This is a genomic window from Cyanobacteria bacterium GSL.Bin1 (genome assembly GCA_009909085.1).
GTDB lineage: Bacteria > Cyanobacteriota > Cyanobacteriia > Cyanobacteriales > Rubidibacteraceae > Halothece.
In genome coordinates this window covers 1-18,425 of record JAAANX010000193.1, presented here as the reverse complement: position 1 = coordinate 18,425, position 18,425 = coordinate 1, and the positions used below count along the sequence as shown (strand labels likewise).

15 protein-coding genes and 3 pseudogenes are annotated in these 18,425 nt (G+C 45.5%); 5 read left to right on the top strand and 13 right to left on the bottom strand.

Annotated features, from left to right (window positions below; all coding sequences use genetic code 11):
- Positions 1-135 precede the first annotated feature (135 nt).
- The 4 genes from GVY04_22235 to bchH form a co-directional block, all read right to left on the bottom strand.
- Positions 136-1,284, bottom strand: coding sequence for a histidine kinase (locus GVY04_22235; GenBank protein ID NBD18747.1), 1,149 nt, complete (start codon positions 1,282-1,284; stop codon positions 136-138).
- A gap of 79 nt (positions 1,285-1,363) precedes the next feature.
- Entirely contained in the window at positions 1,364-1,534 is a 171-nt protein-coding gene (locus tag GVY04_22230; protein ID NBD18746.1) for a ssl1498 family light-harvesting-like protein, read from the bottom strand.
- Between the two features lie 94 nt (positions 1,535-1,628).
- Complete coding sequence (locus tag GVY04_22225) at positions 1,629-2,036, bottom strand: biopolymer transporter ExbD (GenBank protein ID NBD18745.1); 408 nt, start codon at positions 2,034-2,036, stop codon at positions 1,629-1,631.
- Positions 2,023-5,772, bottom strand: a complete 3,750-nt coding sequence (gene bchH / locus GVY04_22220; GenBank protein ID NBD18744.1) for a magnesium chelatase subunit H — start codon at positions 5,770-5,772, stop codon at positions 2,023-2,025. Before bchH ends, GVY04_22225 begins: the two co-directional genes overlap by 14 nt.
- Before the next feature lie 223 nt (positions 5,773-5,995).
- Here bchH and GVY04_22215 point away from each other — a divergent pair.
- Together GVY04_22215 and GVY04_22210 are read left to right on the top strand one after the other, a co-directional pair.
- Positions 5,996-6,445: pseudogene (locus GVY04_22215) on the top strand (DEAD/DEAH box helicase family protein).
- 416 nt (positions 6,446-6,861) lie between these two features.
- Positions 6,862-7,182, top strand: coding sequence for a hypothetical protein (locus GVY04_22210; protein NBD18743.1), 321 nt, complete (start codon positions 6,862-6,864; stop codon positions 7,180-7,182).
- Here the strand turns inward: GVY04_22210 and GVY04_22205 are convergent.
- From GVY04_22205 to rnc, 3 genes are all read right to left on the bottom strand, one after another.
- Positions 7,134-8,234, bottom strand: coding sequence for an EamA family transporter (locus tag GVY04_22205; protein NBD18742.1), 1,101 nt, complete (start codon positions 8,232-8,234; stop codon positions 7,134-7,136). The two genes, GVY04_22210 and GVY04_22205, sit on opposite strands and share 49 nt — an antisense overlap.
- An 852-nt stretch (positions 8,235-9,086) precedes the next feature.
- Entirely contained in the window at positions 9,087-9,860 is a 774-nt protein-coding gene (locus GVY04_22200) for a hypothetical protein (protein ID NBD18741.1), read from the bottom strand.
- Between the two features lie 22 nt (positions 9,861-9,882).
- Positions 9,883-10,560, bottom strand: coding sequence for a ribonuclease III (rnc, locus tag GVY04_22195; GenBank protein NBD18740.1), 678 nt, complete (start codon positions 10,558-10,560; stop codon positions 9,883-9,885).
- A 75-nt stretch (positions 10,561-10,635) separates the two neighbouring features.
- Between rnc and GVY04_22190 the strand changes: the two genes are divergently transcribed.
- Positions 10,636-11,748, top strand: a complete 1,113-nt coding sequence (locus GVY04_22190) for an AI-2E family transporter (protein ID NBD18739.1) — start codon at positions 10,636-10,638, stop codon at positions 11,746-11,748.
- A 7-nt stretch (positions 11,749-11,755) separates the two neighbouring features.
- Positions 11,756-13,444 carry a mechanosensitive ion channel gene (locus GVY04_22185; GenBank protein ID NBD18738.1) on the top strand — a complete coding sequence of 563 codons (1,689 nt, stop codon included), beginning with the start codon at positions 11,756-11,758 and terminating at the stop codon, positions 13,442-13,444.
- 71 nt (positions 13,445-13,515) lie between these two features.
- On the opposite strand, the gene GVY04_22180 is transcribed toward GVY04_22185, so the two are convergent.
- From GVY04_22180 to GVY04_22155, 6 genes and pseudogenes are all read right to left on the bottom strand, one after another.
- On the bottom strand, positions 13,516-14,016 hold the full coding sequence (locus GVY04_22180; GenBank protein ID NBD18737.1) for an RNA-binding protein: 501 nt from the start codon (positions 14,014-14,016) through the stop codon (positions 13,516-13,518).
- A 495-nt stretch (positions 14,017-14,511) separates the two neighbouring features.
- A pseudogene (locus GVY04_22175) lies at positions 14,512-15,114 on the bottom strand (IS5/IS1182 family transposase).
- 172 nt (positions 15,115-15,286) lie between these two features.
- Positions 15,287-16,195 (bottom strand): methyltransferase domain-containing protein, encoded by a 909-nt coding sequence (locus tag GVY04_22170; protein ID NBD18736.1) that lies wholly within the window; start codon positions 16,193-16,195, stop codon positions 15,287-15,289.
- 36 nt (positions 16,196-16,231) lie between these two features.
- The gene (locus GVY04_22165) at positions 16,232-17,026 is read right to left on the bottom strand and encodes a PhzF family phenazine biosynthesis isomerase (GenBank protein ID NBD18735.1); all 795 of its coding nucleotides are present in this window, start codon (positions 17,024-17,026) and stop codon (positions 16,232-16,234) included.
- A 100-nt stretch (positions 17,027-17,126) separates the two neighbouring features.
- On the bottom strand, positions 17,127-17,372 hold the full coding sequence (locus GVY04_22160; GenBank protein ID NBD18734.1) for a DUF4278 domain-containing protein: 246 nt from the start codon (positions 17,370-17,372) through the stop codon (positions 17,127-17,129).
- Between the two features lie 287 nt (positions 17,373-17,659).
- Entirely contained in the window at positions 17,660-17,998 is a 339-nt protein-coding gene (locus GVY04_22155) for a hypothetical protein (GenBank protein ID NBD18733.1), read from the bottom strand.
- Between the two features lie 217 nt (positions 17,999-18,215).
- On the opposite strand from GVY04_22155, the pseudogene GVY04_22150 reads away from it, so the two are divergent.
- Positions 18,216-18,299 (top strand): annotated as a pseudogene (locus GVY04_22150) (GNAT family N-acetyltransferase).
- The last annotated feature ends 126 nt before the right edge of the window (positions 18,300-18,425 follow it).

Sequence of the window (18,425 nt, the reverse complement as noted above, 5' to 3'; positions counted from 1 at the left end):
CAGAAAGCGATGGCGAACCTTGAAAAGCAGTTTCAACGTTTACCAGGATTAGAGAAATGGTTTGTTGAGATTGGAGCTAAACCTGGATCACTTTCGGATAACTTTTTTCTTGGATTACTCTTACACTCAAAGTCATTAATATACTGGTAATGTAAAGTGGAAGCAACTCCCGCGATTGGCATCGCTATCGACCCAAATGTGTCCATAATGGGCGCGTATCACTTGCCGACAAAGAGATAGCCCCAGACCATACCCCTCCTTGGCTTCATCGCGTTTTAAGCGCACATGACCTTCAAAAATCTGTTCCCGTTTTTCGGGGGGAATTCCCGGTCCATCATCGCAGACGGTCACCTGAATTTTCTGGGAAGTGCGATGGAGAATCGAAACCTTAATTGTTCCTTCATCGGGGGTATATTTAACCGCATTATCCAGTAAGTTGACCCAAACTTGTCGAATTAACTCTTGATCGGCATGGGCATCCGGAACATCTTGGGGTAAATCTGTTTTCAACTGCAGTGATTTACGGGCAAACGTCTCTTGGAATTGTTCTAAGATTTCATTGCCTAGGACTTGCAGATTTAGCTTTTGCGGATGAATTTGCAACTCAGCATTTTTCCCTCGTGCCGTTTGCAAAATATCAGTAATCATCCGATTCATGATGCGAAACTGAGTTTGCGCTTGCTTGAAAATCTGTTTTTTGATTTTTTCTACGCGTTGCGGATCCGGGTTTTGGTCAGTGAGTTCTAATGTTTCCAGCGCGATCGAAGCTGCTGTGAGAGGGTTCCGCAAATCATGAGCTAGCATTGCCAGCACTTGGTCTTTAAACTTAATTTGTTCGTTTAACTCTTGGTTTTCTTGCTTGAGGCGAAAAATTTCATCGGAGAGGCGAATTAACTCCGTGGAATAGGTAACCGACTCATTGGCTGATGAAGGTTGGGCTGCTGCTTCAGATGTTTCTTCCTCCTGGGCGCTTTCTACCCAATAGGGCCATGATTGTTCTAGTTGAGCAACTAAATTGGTCCCCGCAATGGTTTGACGAGGGGTGGGCGTAATTTTTACTAATGCTGGTGTTGCGACTAAGCGAAAATGCTCAGCCAAGTGGGGCTGTTCCGCAACATTAATCATCTGTAGTTCAAAGGGATAGTCGTCTTTGAGAGTTTTGAGGTAGGTTTTAATTCCTTGGATATGCTCTTGAGAGCTTGAGCGCTCATCAATGAACAAGAGTAGCTGGAGTGGCACTATCTTATATCTATCCTCATTTGTGCTGATTTGAAGCCAATTGATCTTGACAACCTAGCCCTAAGATATCAACTTTGACCAACAGTTAGCGCAATTGCTACGCCGAATCACCCAGGAAACGATTTTAAGAAATGGTAACTGTAATGAATAACAAGCCACCAATCAATAAAAGCGAAAGCCCACCCATAATGATATAGTTCCGTTTTTGTTTTTTATTGGGGGAATCAGCAACATACATTTTGGGTTGTACGGCAAAGTTATTGAGACGACCTCCATCTTCTTCGGTGTATGGCATACTAAATCCTTACTAACTATACTTTTCTGAGATATCTTAGTCAACTATGCTGCAGTAGTTAAGTATTTTTGCTTTTTTGTTACATTTCTTTGCCTTATTCAGAAGGAGAAGTGGTCGCGATCGCGAGTTTAACGCCTTCTATCTGTCGCAATCGATCCATCACGTTGACTACATCGCCGTGAGTCACTGCTTTGTCTGCTTTGACAATGACAAGGGTTTCTTGAGCGTTTTGGCTAATTTTTGTTACTTCTGGGATTAAATTTTTAAGGGAAATTTCTTCTTGATTCAGCGCAATTTTACCATTGGCTTGAAGGGTGACGGTTACTTCCGTTTCCGATTGCTGCTGGGCGGTTGTTGCTTGGGGTAAATCAACGGGTAAGCCCTCTGATCGCGTTAAAAATAAGGTCGAAATAATAAAGAACGCCAAGATAGAAAAAATCACATCAATCATCGGCACAAGGTTAATTTCCAAATTCCTTTCCGGTTCATCAGGAATTTTCATTGCTTTTTCCCTCTCCTAACTCGATCGCGCGTTCAATTTCGCGATAAACCTCTTTTAATTGTTCAGTTTCGGTTTCGGTTGGCTGCCAATAACCCCGATAGTTTGCTTCTCCTAATTTTTGGACAATTTCTGCCGTTGCATAAGGGTTGTTGGCTTGCAAGCGTTCGCGCATTGCTTGATCAAAAACAAAATGCTGGGCTACCTTCCGCCAAGTGTTTTCTCCCACACTGCCCGTTGTTGCATCTAAACCCAGCAAATATTCGACGCGATCGGCAATTTGCTGTCCTCCTTTGTGGTCATGCTGCAACATTCCTTCAATCCATTTGGGATTCAGAAGACGGGTTGACACTCCTTTTTGGACGGCTTGATTTAAGCTTTTGACACTGATGCGTTCTCCTGTGGTGTCCGCAATGAGAACATCAGGGCGTTTTCCCGTTACCACTGCGGTTGCTTGCGCCATCCCACCGAAGAATTCATAGTAATGATCGAGATCGGTGACTTCAAATTCATGACAATCTCGCACTTGGCTGATGATTTGGGTATTTGCTAAAGCTGCTTCTAAACTGGTGCGCGATTCCGTTCCTGGTATTTCGCGACCATAGAGATACTGGGTTCGTTCCAGATAATTGCGTCCGAGATCCGCTGCTTCTTCCCAGGCTGCGGTTTCAATCAAGGTACTCAACCGATTGCCATATTCCCCAGGAGGGGGACCAAACAAGCGTCCTGCTGCTAGTTTTTTTCCTTCTGGGGTGTCTCCGAGTTTCGGTTGCAATGCACAGACATGGCGACGCACGGCATTGAGTTCCATGGGTTCGTCTAGTTCGGCAACGGTTTGAAACGCCTCATCAATGAGGTTAACTAAGTTGGGAAATAAATCGCGAAAGAAGCCACAAATGTTGATGGTGACATCAATGCGAGGACGACCTAATTCACTCAACGGAACTACGACAGGCTTCATAAAGTAACCGCGACCGCGATCGACTTTCACGCCAATGTAATGCAAAACTTGCCCAACGGTTTCGCCAAAGGTTTTACAAGTTTCAAACCCCCAGAGAATCACCCCAACGGATTCGGGATAAGTGCCATTTTCTTGATAGTATCGTGTGAGGGTTTCCTCAGCAATTTGCGCCCCTCGGTCATAGGCGCTGTCTGTTGGTAGTTTTGTCGGATCGAATTGAAAGGTATTGCGTCCAGTGGGATAGGTGTGGGGAGAACGCACGGGATCGCCTCCCATACCTGGTTCAAGATATCCCCCATCGAGGGCGTGCAATAAAGCCCCAATTTCATCTGTGTTCTTAATGCGTTCTGCTAAATCTTTTAAGTAAGATGTAATTGGCTTGAAATCTTCTGTCACTGTTTCTGCTTTACCCTCAAGCAGACGAGCAATCAGGTTCCAGCTTTCACCAGCCAGAGATTCTACTTTCGGATCAGCGCGATCAAGCAAGTGATCATAGTCCCATCCTTTGCTTTGTGCTAAAGTGCGAGGGAGAGATGAGATTTCAGCGCGGTCATAGCGCCCAACCAGATTGAGATAGTTGATTAATCCTTCTCCTGTTAAAGTTTGACCAAAGCTGTGCAAGCCAATCGGAATCGCTGATCGTTTCCACTCAAAGAGGGTATGGTGTAATTCTTCTAAGGCTTCTTCGTAGGGGGAGAAATCGTCAGGAATACCGTTCGTGCGAGAAAGGGTTTCGGGTAAGGGGAAGGGAAGACCCTGTTCTTGACACAAGGCAATAATCTGATCGAGGATGGCAACCCGACGGGGTAAACTTTTAATCTTCATCTCCTCGTATTCAGCGATGGTGTCTTCGAGTTGGCTTAACTCGGCATAAAGTCCAGCCGGGGCAAAGGTGGGAGAGGCATAACTGACCAGTTGCGCGTAACTGCGCCGTTTCGCGATCGTGCCTTCAGAAACATTCACCACATGATAAACGTAAAGATGGGGCAAATCTCCTAAAAGGGCATCTGGGGCATCTTCAGCAGCGAGGGCAACCTGTTTGCCGGGTAAAAATTCAAACGTGCCATGAGTGCCAATGTGGACAATCGCATCAACGTTTGCGCTTTCTTCCAGCCAGCGATAGAGGGCAATGTACTGGTGGTGAGGAGGTAAGCTATCGTCATGGTGAATTTTGGCGGGGTCTTCGTGAATGCCACGAGAAGGTTGAACAGCCACGATCGCGTTGCCAAATTCCATCGCAGCGAGAAGAATATCCCCTTCATAAGTCATTAAATCCCCTGGCGGATCGCCGAAAACGGCTTCTGTGCTTTCGCGCAAGGCAGCAGGAAGTTTTTGGTACCATTGCCGATATTGTTGCAGAGGGACGCGAACCGCATTTTCAGCCGTCAGTTGAATCGAGGTAAACTCCCCATTGTGAACCAGTCCTTTTTCTAGGAAGCTGTCTTTGAGTGTTCCTGCTGCGGGTGGAGTGACCTGATAGCCAACTTCTTGCAAGCGATTGAGGATGGCTTCAACCGAGGCAAAGACATCCAAAAAGGAGGCAGTTCCCAAAGTGCCTTCCCCTGGCGGATAATCAAAGATGACGATCGCGACCCGTTTCTCAGCATTAGGTTTCTGTTTTAAGGTGATGCGATTGAGGAGTCGGTGGGCTACTTTTTCCCCTCGCCCTGGGATGGGGGTTGCCATTTCATTTTTCACACCGTACAGCATCACCGAATCGATCGCGCCGTCCATTTCGGGGAGGGAAACCAGAGAAAGGGTTTCTGTTGCCCCTAGCCCAATCGCGCTTTTGTGCCATTCGTCAAGATCTTGGTTGTTGGCACTGAGAGGAACAACATAGGGAACGTTAAACTGTTGCAGGAGGTTGATGGTTTTTTCCGGATTACCTCCCAAGGGGCCACCATCTAAGCGAAAGCGCAGCAGGGAAACGATGCCATCGCACACGGGAAAACCATTGCGGAATAGGTGTTCTTGGATCGCATCAGCAGTCGCAATGCCATCACTGAAGAAAGGAAGTAAATTGGCTTGTTGTTGTAAGGTTTGTAATAATTCTGCCCCTCCCTGTAAGTTGCTGGTAAGGGTGGTTCCACTGTAGAAAATGACTGCGACTGTGGGCAGATTAGAATCTAAGGGATGGTCTTGCAGGTACGCTTCATAACTGGTGTAGCGAGTCCCTGTTTGCAAATCCATAAATCCAAAATCGGGATAGATGATGGGGTCTTCTACTGTCATTGCCATCCCGCCATATTCAGACGCAACAAAACGCAGCAGGTTGACTAAATTATCCATTCCCGAATTCGTCCAATAGGTCACGCATTTTGACCAATTTTGTGCCTGACGCGCCGTTTCTGGGGGGAGAGACTGGGCAATGGCTGCGATTGCGGTTTCCATGGACTTTGCCGGTGGCATTTTCGCAGGGGCAAAGTTTCCCATCCGCACTAAGCCCATTATCGCGGGACTCCCTCCAAATAAGGGAATAAAAGCAATATTGGTGTCTGCGGTTGCCTCAAGTGCTTCTCGAACTAAGGCAAGGGCGCGATCAGGATTTCCCCGAAGATCAAAAAGCAGCGCGATGCTCGTAGAGCGGTGGCTTCGCCACATCGCGCTTTGAATACTCTCTAGAACCGTTTCTCTTGCAATTAATCCTTCTTGAATTTGCCGTAATGAGAAAGTCTCAAGTTCAATGGCACTGTTCTCAGTTTGGAGACGAGCAACCGCTTTTTCAAGATCGCCCAGACAAGCCGTAGGGGCAATAGCCGTGATACGCACAGAAGGCATGATTCTACTGGAAGGGCTAAAAATTGTTGATAACCTTAACAACTAACGCTTCCCCTTGCCTATGCCTCTGGGGGGCATTTCCACGCTTAGAGGAATCGTGATCGATTTTCCCAATACCCAACTTAAATATTGTGGACACCACTCTTTTAAATTGTCACTATGGTTTCATACTTACTATTTCTTCAGAGCATGACTCAACTAGAAGATTTGACTCGTGGTGCGACGGTTAGCTGTTCATACCTCTTTAGTTGAACCGCTCCCCCACCAGATTACAGCAGTTTACAGCGAAATGCTCACTCGCCAGCCCTTACGCTTCCTTCTCGCTGACGATCCCGGTGCGGGAAAAACAATTATGGCGGGCTTATTTATTCGGGAACTGCTGATTCGAGGAGATTTGCAACGCTGTTTGATTGTCTGTCCAGGGAGTTTAGCGGTACAGTGGCAAGATGAATTATCCCAGAAGTTTGATCTCCCTTTCGAGATTCTCACTAATGACCCCATGGAAGCAGCGCGAACAGGGAATGCTTTGGCGGAGATACCACTCGCGATCGCGCGGTTGGATCAATTGAGTCGCAATGATGACCTCAAAGCAAAATTGAGTCAAACGGACTGGGATTTAGTGGTGGTTGATGAGGCACATAAAATGTCCGCTTCCTTCTTTGGGGGAGAAATCTGAGTTTTGATGATGACCCACACCTTGATGGACTGGGATTAAGGGTTTGACTAACTCCCATTCATCATCACTTAAGTCGGACGGATAGGCTTGACGATTCATTAGCTCACCTCTAGGTCAAATTTACAGTTCACGACTTGAAAGGTTCGCGATGCCCTTCTCTACGAGACGCACTCGCGTTCGGGCGGAGCGGGCGCGATCGCGCCTCGGGCTGAAACCTGGTATCTCCGTGAAAATCCGGCTAATTTCCCAATCTAAAAGCCCTTTGGAGCAAGGTTTTTACTAGAAACATTCCCAGTCGTGTACAGTTTCTCTGACGGAGGTGAGCCTTTAGATGCATCAACTGCTTTACAGTAATTTACGAACACACTCTTAACACCGCTGCAGCTACTCATTAACCGGATTTCATATGACCAATGACTAATGACCAACAACAAGATTTAATTGCTAAAAATTTAATTATCGGCTATAGTGCCTGGGCTGGATATCTCAGCAGTGATCGCGGTGCGCTAATTTGTAGTATCAATAATCCTGCCGTTAGTATGACCGGAGAAACGTTTAACTCTCATTATGTAGCTGGCTATCATCTCAGTGCTTTTCTCAAGGCTTGGCTGGGTGTTGCTGATACCACTACTATACTGCACAGAATTTCCAAAAAATGGAGTCAGTTCTCTCTTCTAATTCAGGGTTACGCTTCCACAGTTTCTAAGGTTTTGCTGGCAGATTTAACAACGTAAATTCCAGCTAAGACCAGTAAAAAAGCAACCCAATTGGTGAGGGAAAGTTGTTCAGAAAAGATAAAGAAAGCAAATATGGCGGTAAAAAATGGCTCGAGAAGCATAAAAATGGCAATGAAAGAGGAGGAAAACCGCTTGAGACTACGAGCCAGTAATCCTTGCCCCAAAATTTGAGAAATCAAGACGATACAAGCAATCCAGACCCAGCCCATTGTGGCAGACGGAAAAAGTTGGTCGCCTGCGAGTAACAAAGCGGGGGTTAAAAGAATAGCAGGGACACCTGTCATCCCAACCATAATGGTTGAAGTATCAAACTTTTTCGCTAACCGTTCGGTGAAGAGATATTGACCCGCATAGAAGCCAGCAGAGAGTAAGGCGGCTAAATCACCAATGAGGCTACTGGCAGAAAGATGTAAATCTTGCATGCCAATGACAAAGGTTCCTCCAATGGCAATTACTAAACCAAGAATATATCGTTTGTTGAATTGCTGTTGCAGAAACAGCCACGCTCCTAAAACTGTGAAAATCGGGGTTAGGTTGTGTAACAGGTTAGAATTTGCAACAGAAGTTTGCGTTAATGACCATGCCCAAAAGATTGAGCAAAGGACAAAAGATACCCCTAAACCGATAAATTTTGCAATATCAGCAATTGTATAGTCATAATTGTTAGCGTTGACGTTCTCTTCAGTCGTGCGTGATCGCTGTAGAGACATCACAATCATTTGCCACGAACACAGCGCGATCGTACTAAAAAGACATCGATTGAAAACTGTAGCACCTGCTCCGATGTAGTCTTGACTGAGACGAGTGAAGATGGCTGAAAAGGAAAGTGCTGAGATAGCAATGACGAGGAAAACAACTGGCCAAATATTAGTGTTTTTGGTCTCTTCTTCCTCAGACTCCAGCCGATTAAATTGTCGATACCGCCATTCAGTTGTAACTTGATTACTTAAGTTTGTCGCTTCCGTAATCTGACGATTAATATCTTCTAAAAGCTTTTGGCTTGGCTCTTGATTTACCCCGTGGGGATTCAATCCTGTTTGGTTGATCACTTTTCTTCTTACCTTACTTTGACAAGTGATTTAATTTTTCCTGAAAACTGTATTAATAGTAACAGAAAAAAGAGGATAAAAAATGATAATTCATCGAACACTGACTTTTGATCAAAATATCTTAAGATAATGCAATTTTTACATATAAATGATCGCTGTTTCCAAGGATCACCATGTATTACTGAAAGTGAGCACTTAAATTTGAAGCTTAAAGTAAAGTCTTTTTTGTTCTAATTGCTAGGCTATTGATTCTCGATATTGCTGTTAATAATAATCAGTAGATTTTTCATCTCAGTTTAGGGACGACTCGACAAGTTAATCTGCAATTCAGGCAAGTTTATTGGTTGTAGAGATAATAGTTTTAGAGAGAACTATAGTAAGCAGGTACGCAGAATTAATTGCCTATTTTCCAATCTCAAAACTACCGCAAGGCTTGAGCTTTTCAGCTAGCGGATGTGTAATTAATTTTGCATGGGTGCTTATACCTTATTAGCGTTGATCATGGCTAGTGTCTCCAAGAATTCATTATCAATCGAAGTAACAAATTCTGAGCCGGATTTGGAGGTCTTGCGGGATTCGGTCATCGTAAGGATTTTGGTATTGATTAGCCAGTAACAACACTCTAGTGCAACGCGGTAGAAGTAACTGACCACTAAAGTTGAACTAAAATCAATGCTTCGAGCATTCGCTAACTGGTTAACTATTTTCGCCAGGCTGCACTAGTCACAATTGACCGGCAGCGATCGCGCAATTCCTACTCAGTCGGTCAGCATATAATCTTCAAGCTTACCGATCCCTATTCCCTGTTCCTTCACTTCAACCCGCCAAGTGACTTTTTCAGCAGACCCTACCCTAACTCTTTTTAATAAAGCGAATAATCTCTCGCACATTGCCTAAAAAACGGGAATCCTCAGAGAGTTGCGCGATCGCGCTTTCGGCTTCTTGGGAAAGGCGTTCGTGTTCTGATTGATTTTGGCGGCGCAAGGTTTCTAGGTTGGATCCGAGACGAGTGAGGTCATTGCGGGTGGCTTGCAGTTGTTTTTCTTGTCTGGCAGCCCAAGCGGTGGGATCTTGAGGATTTAATTGCTGTTGTAGGGTTTTCAGTTGCTGAGATAAATCATTGACGCGATCGCGCAACTGTAGCACATCTTCCCGCGGATATTGAAACTCTTGCTCAATCGAAAATAATCGCGCTGCAATATAGTCATACGTCCGAATCGCCGGTCGGAGTAGCGTTAAAAGTAAAGCAGCGACCGACCCAATATATCCAATCGCGCTCACGCCAAATGCAGCTAATAAATATAAGGTAACAGCAGAAAGCAAGTGTAATCCTAACGCCACCCAAAGTGATCGTTGAGCAAGCATTTGCACATAAGAGAGTTTAGGCGCAGCAACGGCAATCCCTTTGGCTTGGGATTCCTCGGCATCAGTGAGCACTGCTTTGGCCCGGAAATAAACATTCCAAGGAACCGTCACAATCACCACTAACCACCAAAAACTGGCGCCGCCGATCACCCAATCCAGGAAGCGACCGGTGGGAATGCCTAGCCAAGTTAACAACCCAAAGGCCAGTAATAAAACAATGACTAAGCCAAGACTGAAACCACCAAAGACATGCAAGGGCATTGTGCTTGTTCCATCTCGAGTTTTAATCCTCATTATTTCTAGCTTTTAGAGCAGCTTGAGCCGCTCTTTTTTCGGCTGCCTTTTTACTTTCCCCGACACCCACTCCATAAACTTGGTTCCCAATCCGAACTTCCACCGTAAACTCTTTGGCATGATCGGCACCGGTTTCTTGGCGAAGAAAGTAGCGGGGAATCAGACCAAAATTAGCTAGTGCCCATTCTTGGAGTTGTCCTTTATAGTTTTGATCTAATTCGGAGGTAGCCGTCACTTCTTGAGCGATCGCGCTAAATAAGGGTTCAATAAAAGCTTGCACGGCTTCAATGCCAGAATCCAAAAAATAAGCGCCGATCACCGCCTCAAGGGTATCACTCAACACTTCTGGGTTTTGGCGAGTGCCTTCTTTTTCAGCCCCTTTACCGAGGCGAAGATGTTGGTCCAGGTTTAAGCTCAAAGCAAATTGGGCCAATTGATGTTCATTATTCACTAAGCGCGATCGCAGCCGACTGAGTTCTCCTTCTCGCATTTGCGGATACTGCTGGTAAAGTAACTTGCCCACCAAAAACCCTAATACGGCATCGCCCAAAAATTCTAAGCGTTCATTGTCTGCTTCTACCTCAGGATGTTCATTAAAATAAGAGCGATGAGTGCAAGCGGTTTCCCAAAGCTGAGGATTGTGAAACGTGGGGAGTTGCTGTGGCATCGTCATAAGCATCAAAGATGAGAAAGTTAACGACAAGATAAACTATAATCCAAAGTCCTATCTGTTACTTGTGCAATGTCTCAGCAGCGTGTTGTCATCTCGAATTCTACTTTAATTTTGGCGGGAACCCTTTTTTTTGTCGGGGTACTACTGTGGCAATTACAAAGCCTGATCATTGTCTTAATGATTTCTGTAGTACTCGCTTCCGCCCTTGCCCCCGCCATTAACGCGGCGGAACGATTAAGGCTTCCTCGCTTTTTAGCCGTCATTTTCGTTTATCTGCTACTGATTGCAGGATTAAGTGGTGCCGGCGTCCTGATTGGTCCGACAGTGGTTGAACAAATTGAACGCTTAACCCGGAAACTCCCCAGTTATTTAGACACGCTTCGTCTCATCGCTCAAGATTTAGCCCTTCGCTTTGGGATGACTGACCCTGATAGCCTCGATCCCATTAATCGACTCTTTGATACAAAAGCCCTCACCAGTTGGCTGATTCGTTCCAGTCAGCAGTTGCTCATCCGTTCCTATGGGGTGACGCGGGGGATTATTGGCGGTATCATCAGTGTCATTCTTGCTATTGTTTTATCCGGTTATATGCTATCCGGTTCCCGACGTTTGATTAAAGGGATCATTAGTTTATTTCCTTCACCGTGGGATCTGCGCTTAGAAGCACAAGTCCATCCGGTTGCCCTACGGATGGGGGGATATATTCAAGGCAGAGTGCTAGTTTCAGCGATTTTAGGAGTAGTGATTACAGTCAGCTTACGTATTCTCGGGATTTCAGAGTTTGCCATTGGCTTAGGCGCGATCGCGGGAGTCACCAATTTGATTCCCTTTTTTGGTCCCGTTCTCGGTTCAGTTCCCGCCCTCATTGTCGCCACTGCACAAGGAGGATGGACGGTGTTGTGGGTGTTATTGTTGTTTGTGGTCATTCAAAACTTGGAAACCTATGTTCTAGATCCACTATTGGTGGGAAATACCGTCCGCCTGCATCCCCTTTATCAACTCTTGGCTGTCATTGGTGGGGCACAAGTTTTGGGAATTTTAGGCGCATTAATTGTTCCGCCTTGGATAGCAGGGGCAGCCACCTTAATTGAAAATTTGTACCTGAAACCCAAAGCCCTTGCCCAAAGTCAAAATCAAAGTCGTTCTCCGTCTGATCCTATCCCTGTCAAATCTGGTCAATAAATCCTTTATGAAATTTCGCGATCATCCCCAGGAGACTAACAGCGCTAATGGCGTTTGCTCTCTTTTACTGGGAATTGTTACGTTTACGCTCAGTTTTTTCTTATTTGTGCTACCGGCTGAGGCGCAAACCAATTACTCAGCCCCGATTTTGGTCGATGGCAGGGTTGTTTTTGAAGTAACCGCTTCCGGGCAATTTAATGCGAAAGAACGCGCTGAAGATGCGAATCAGACCCTCAATCGTATTATTCGTAAGAGTTTAGCACCACTGCAAGAAGAGGCAAGTGAAGAAATTCAGATTGCGGTTGATACTAGTCAAACGGTTCCTACACTCCAAATTAATGGGAAGCACTTGCTTTCGGTGACGCGTGAAGATACACCCCAAGGAAGAAGTTTAGAGGAACAAGCCGAGCTTTGGCAGCAAAAACTTGAACGCGCGATCGCGCAAGCCCAACGGGAGCGGACAGCGGCTTATCTGATTCCAGCGACGCTCTTGTCTATTTTTATAATTGTCATTACTGGACTCCTCATTTGGGGCATTGGCCTCATTTGCGAGCGTTGGATTAATCCTGATCTGAGAGAATCTACCCCCCCCATTGACAGTCATACTCAGCCTTTTACCGGTACCACCACCCGCTTCATTGCCTTTCAAGTCTTTCTCAACTTTTTACGCAGCCTGATTGTGCTGCTGGCGTTGGGATATATCAGTACCCTATTTCCTCAAACCCGACACCTCAGCCGTCAACTGCGGGACACTCTCATTTACAGCGTTACTTCCGATTTATTTCCTTTAGGTAATAATGCTTACTCTGTTTTAGATTTAATTATTCTCCTTGCCTTATTTACCGCCCTCTTTATCTTTGCCCGGACGATTAAACAAGTGCTGCGACTGCGGGTGCTGAGTCTCACTGGCTTAAGTCGGGCCGCCCAAGAAACAATTGCGTTAGTCGCGAACTATAGCTTTGTTTTAATTGGGGCATTAGTCCTCCTGCAAATTTGGGGGTTAGATATTAGCTCACTAACCGTTTTTGCGGGGGTTTTGGGGGTTGGTATTGGTTTAGGGATTCAGGGCATTGCCAAAGAATTTGTGAGTGGGTTAGTGTTAATTTTTGAACGTCCCATTCAAGCAGGAGACTTTGTGGAGGTGGGTGAGTACGTGGGGACCGTGGAACACATTAGTGTTCGCAGTACTGAAATTACCACGATTGATCGCGTTTCTGTCATTTTACCCAACTCTCGTTTCTTGGAGTCAGAAGTGGTCAATTGGAGTCACCGCAGCCCCATTTCTCGACTGCGGATTCCGGTTGGCGTTGCGTATGGATCGAATGTAGAAATGGTTCGTCAAGCCCTCCTTGATGCCGCTAAGAATCATTCAGATGTTTTATCCATTCCTCCACCCAATGTCTTCTTTCTCGGCTTTGGTGATAGTTCCCTTGACTTTGATTTACTTGCTTGGATTTCAGAACCCCGCAAACAATTTCAAATCAAAAGCGATCTCTATTTTTTAATTTATAAATTATTCCATGAAAGAGGCGTAGAAATTCCGTTTCCACAACGGGATTTACATGTTCGCAGCGGTAAATTACCGGTGGAGTTAACCCCTGAACTGACACAATCGTTATCGCAACTCTCTGCTGATCTTTCCGGTTGGTTAGACCATCACCCTCGCGATCATGGGAATCGTCGCAATCAACCTTAAAAAAAGAGAGTACAAGAAAATTTGTACTCCCGAATTGACTAAACTAAATAAACATTCCTCGTTCTACTACTTTATTTCTCAACCGCATTTAACATTTCCTTGAGTTTAGCTAATTCATCTGCCCAGCGCGGATCGGGTTGAGTTGAGCTATTGCTATTGCTGCTACCTGCTGCGGGTTGTTTCGATTTCTTACTCCCTTTACCCCGTCGCTTATTACTGGCGGCACCCTCCTTATTTTTTTGTTTTGTTGGATGGGAAGATTCACGAGCTTCTGACCCTTCTTTTTCTCCTTCTGGTGTATTTTCGTCCCCTTTATTTTTATTACGGGGTAGTGCTTTTTCAATCTTTAGAGCATTTTCTCGGAACGTTTGACCATTATATTTCTCAATAATTTCATCCGCTTTTTCGTCACTAGGGACGGTCACAAAAGCAAAGCCGCGACAGTTTCCTGTCTTGCGATCTTTAATGACTTTAATTGATAAAGAATCATCCGCTTCTCCAAAAACCTCTTGCAGTTCTTGTCGCTCTACTGTATCTTTTGGTAAATTGCCCACGTAAAGACGCACAGACATAAGAAATACCTCGCATTATTTAACTAGTCAAAAACTTTTTAATACAGTTACTTTTCATTCCCAACTAAGGAACTTTACCTGCAATAAAGTCATGTTAAATTTGGTTTGTTCCATTAATTGCGTTTTTTGTTGAAGCATTAATTGCAACTTAGCTTTTTGCCAATTCATTAAAGTTCCTTAATTCCATATTGACGCGCGTGTTACCTTGACGATGGGAATAACGCAAACCGCGTAAAGGAATTCAGCCTAAATTTAGCAGTAACTGTACTCAAAATTATTACAATTTTTTTACACTCTTTTTTAAGCTATCATGAATTTGCTATTTTAGCTACCCTGGAAATTAAATTTCATCTATAGGTGAGAGGGTGATGACGACTACAAACCCGTCACAGCAAGCCTCAACATAAATGCAACTTCAAAATAAGCCCAGCTACCTATCCTAGCTTATTTTATTGAATTAAGCAAATAACATGGGAATTCATGAGCATTTCTCAATGAATGTTCTCCTTTTTGACCGTAGCGTTGATAAAATTCAGGAGTTAAAATTTTCTCAAGCCAGGTGGGAGCCGATGCGGCTAAGGTGTTTAAGGCTGACTTTAAAGTTTCTTCTAGGTGTTCTAGCCGAGTTAATTCTTTAACGGCAGCCAGGATGTGAGTGGCATCGGTTCGAGCTTTTCCTCTGGATTTGAGCAATCCTAATTCGACAAATTTCGACAGCATTTTGTCTAAGATCTGTTTTTCTCTCCCACCTTCAATTAAGCGATCGCGGAATTCACTTAAAACCGAAAAGTTAAACCCCTCATCTTCTAATTCGAGAGAGAGCGCGTATTTCCAATCAATTCTTCCTCTGACGGCATCTGCTGTTTGTCTGTCAGACAAATTTTCGAGAAACTGCATAATCAGAATTATTATTAATCGCCAGGGGGCAAGCGCTGGGTGTCCTCGCTCGGGGTAGAGTTCCGCAAATTCTTCATCGTTATCGAACACTCCCAGTTCATCTCTCAAACGCAGGTATCGATTGCCTCTCGGGAATGCAGCTTTGGCTACTCTTGCTGTCACTTCTGGAACCGGGGAAATTGATTCAGGATGTAAACACATATGCTCACCATTAACCCGATGAGTTAATTTTAGAGGATTGGCATCCCAGCAAGATGCAAAGAAACTTTTCAAAACCGCGATCAAGCTACGCTCATTGCCAGAGGCGATGGCTTCGCCGGTTCGCGTAGCGAACATCGCGCTTTGAGTCTGTTTTTTGAATTCGCCAACAGGATCAGGAGACAGTCATACAGTGCATACAGGAAACCGTGTAAAGAAAGGGCGCAAAGGGATGATCGAGGTTGCCGCTGACATCGCTGCTGGCGCGAATGTCTTGCATAAGATACACGCCGTCTGATCGGAGGGTTCGATAGATATTTTGCAAGACGACATCAGGATAGACTTGGTCATGAATCGCATCAAATGTGGTAATCAAGTCATAACATTCTACTTCGTCCAAAGTAGCAGTATCAGTTTGGGCTTGTTGATTTGCCGTCGCGATCGCGCTTTCAGAAAAGTCATATCCGATAAAGCGACTGGCTGGAAACAGCTGAGCTAACTTATTTAGGGCGCGACCACTGCCATAACCTAAATCCATGACGTCAATGCCGCTTTGGAGACGCTCTACTAACCCCGGGACTAGGGGCAAAATCTGCTCTTCTAAGGCTGAGACAATGGTCTGTCCGCTATCTTCGGCTATAATTGTATGGAAGCGAGAAAAGGCGGAATAGGGAACCCCACCACCAACTTGAAAACAGTTGACGATCGCGTCTTCTACCGTTCCCAATTCAGCGATGTGCTGAAAGAAGGTCGCCATATTGTCTGACTCGGCAGTGCGAGTGAGAAAAGCCGCATGTTCTGCCGGCAGGTAATAGTGGAATGTCTTGGGATCATACTCGATAATGCCACCCACGGTCATTGCCTTTAGCCACTCCCGGACATAACGCTCTTGCAGATTAGCTGCCTGGGCAATTTGTGAGCTTGTGGTGGGTGGTAGCTCAGCCATCGTATCAAACAGATGAGTACGATGACCAATAGAAATCATCAGGGCTAACCCGCCAGAATTGAGCCGGTTCAGTAGCTTTTCGGCAAAAGCTTCGGCTTGGCTGGAATTGAAATTTGAGTCGAGCGATTGAGTTGTCATTGCTTGTTCCTTGATAAGTTCAAAAAACGGTAAACGTCATATTATTTCGGCGCGAAAGACTGTCACGGCTTGACCGCTTAAGGAAACGCGATCGCTGCCATCGTAGGAAACTTTAACGACACCGCCCCGGGGAGACGCTTGATAGGCCAAAAGGGTATCCTGCTGCCGGCGACGACACCAATAGGGACCCAAAACACAGTGAGCTGCGCCAGTAACGGGGTCTTCGGGAATGCCCAGACCCGGTGCAAAAAAGCGGGAGACAATGTCGAAAGCAGACTCTGGCTTAGCTAAACTGGTAACAATCGCGTTTGGTTGTTCCAGGCGAGCGAGTACCCCCAAATCAGGTTGCATTTGCTTGACTCGATCCGCTGAGTCAACTTCTACCAAATACCCGAGGTCAGTCACTTGCACCGATTGCACCGGCATGCCCAGCGCCTGCGGGAGTGGTTCGGGGATTGCGATAGGAGTGTAGGTGGCTGCTGGGAAGTTTAACTCAATCCAATCTTCGTGCCGGGTTGCTGTTAGCAAACCGCTTTTCGTATCGAATCGAGCGGATTGGTCGAGGGGTAAGTAGCCCTCTGACCAAAGAACGTGAGCACTGGCTAGGGTGGCGTGGCCACAAAGAGGAACTTCCGTAGTTGGAGTAAACCAACGTAGGGCATAGTCATCTTCGTGCGGATGAAGAAAGGCTGTTTCCGAAAGATTCATTTCCGCAGCGACCTGCTGCATCCACTGATCCGATTGAGGTTCGGTGAGGACACAGACAGCGGCGGGGTTGCCACTGAAAGGAGTGTTAGTAAAGGCATCAACCTGAATAATGGTCTGTTTCATGGAAAACTTCCTTGGCAAGCTTAGGGTTAAGGGATGAAAACCTTGCTAGACGAGAGCAATCAGGAAATTCTCGCCCAGCAAGGAAGGTTTGGGTCAAAACTTAAGAAGAACCGTGTACAAGTGCAGGAGTACTTGCTGAAGTCGGTCGCGAGTGTTCTTCCCACTTCAGGCAGGAATAAAAAATACCGCGATACTTTAAATTTGCCACGTTTCGAGAACTCTCGAGGTTGATACAGCGTTGAACGGGATAGGATAAACCTCGAAAAGAAGCATTAAGACCCGTTGCTACCATCTCGACTCGAAAAGGGTTAAGCTCGTAATTGATTCCGCAATAGCGTAACTGCATCGTTTTTTGCTCCTATCATTAATTGGGTCAAGACTGGGTTCTCAAGCAATATTGAGTTAGAACTTCGTTGATCAAGGGCTGCGCGATCGCTCAACCAGCTTCCACTAAGGCATGAGGGCACTATGCCCTCAGCCCCTCGTTCTCGTACTGCGTTAAAGAAAGGTTCTAAAATTGTGTGAGTGATGTAAGTTGTTCAAATTCAGGGGAACTTCTGAAAAGAAACTGGGTTTTTATCTTTCGGAGAGAGTAATAGCATCGAGATTGTGGAAACCCGGCTTCAAAAAGAGTCAAGCCATGGCAGTAGGAACCGTGACAAAACTGTCAGCGTCCAACTGGCAAGCATTCACGTTCTCCAAAACGGCGATGATGGGGTCTTGTTCAGAGCCGATCAAGGTACGGCTACCGTGTTGGGAAATTTCCAGAGAACCGTAGCTAATTGGGTCGGGCAGCTGTAGAGAGTCGGTATCCAACTGAAAGTCTTGAATCCAATTCAAGCCATAGCTAGTTTTGAGAACAAAGGTGTCAGCCCCGTTACCGCCGTAGTAGACATCGCCGTTATTGCCACCATCGATGAGATCATTGCCGTCGCCGCCGTAAACGCGATCGCGCCCCATTAGCGAGCACACCTCGACTTGTCGTTACAGGAAAACTCAGGTTAAATATTGAATTGTGCTCACCGAGCCTTCGGCTCGATCGCGCCTCTTAATAAAAGCAATCATTATCATCATAATAATGCTGGGGAGCGGCTTTGTGCCTAATCTCAGAGATGACACTGCTCTACAATAAGAAATTAGGCGACTTCATTGCCAAGAGTCATTCAGTCTATTTGAGAATGCAACCGAAATGCAAATTGAGCAGTATGACCCCAGTCAACTCGCGTCTGTCATTCATCTTTCACTTCGCGCCTGGACTCCAGTCTTTGATTCGATTAACGGGACTTAAACAATAAAATTAAACCAAGTGTGGTAAATTGCTTATATATTAACTCTTCTACGTCGCTCCTTAGCTAATGAAAGAAACCACTCCTTCCGCGATGCCTCCCTGCTTCGAGAA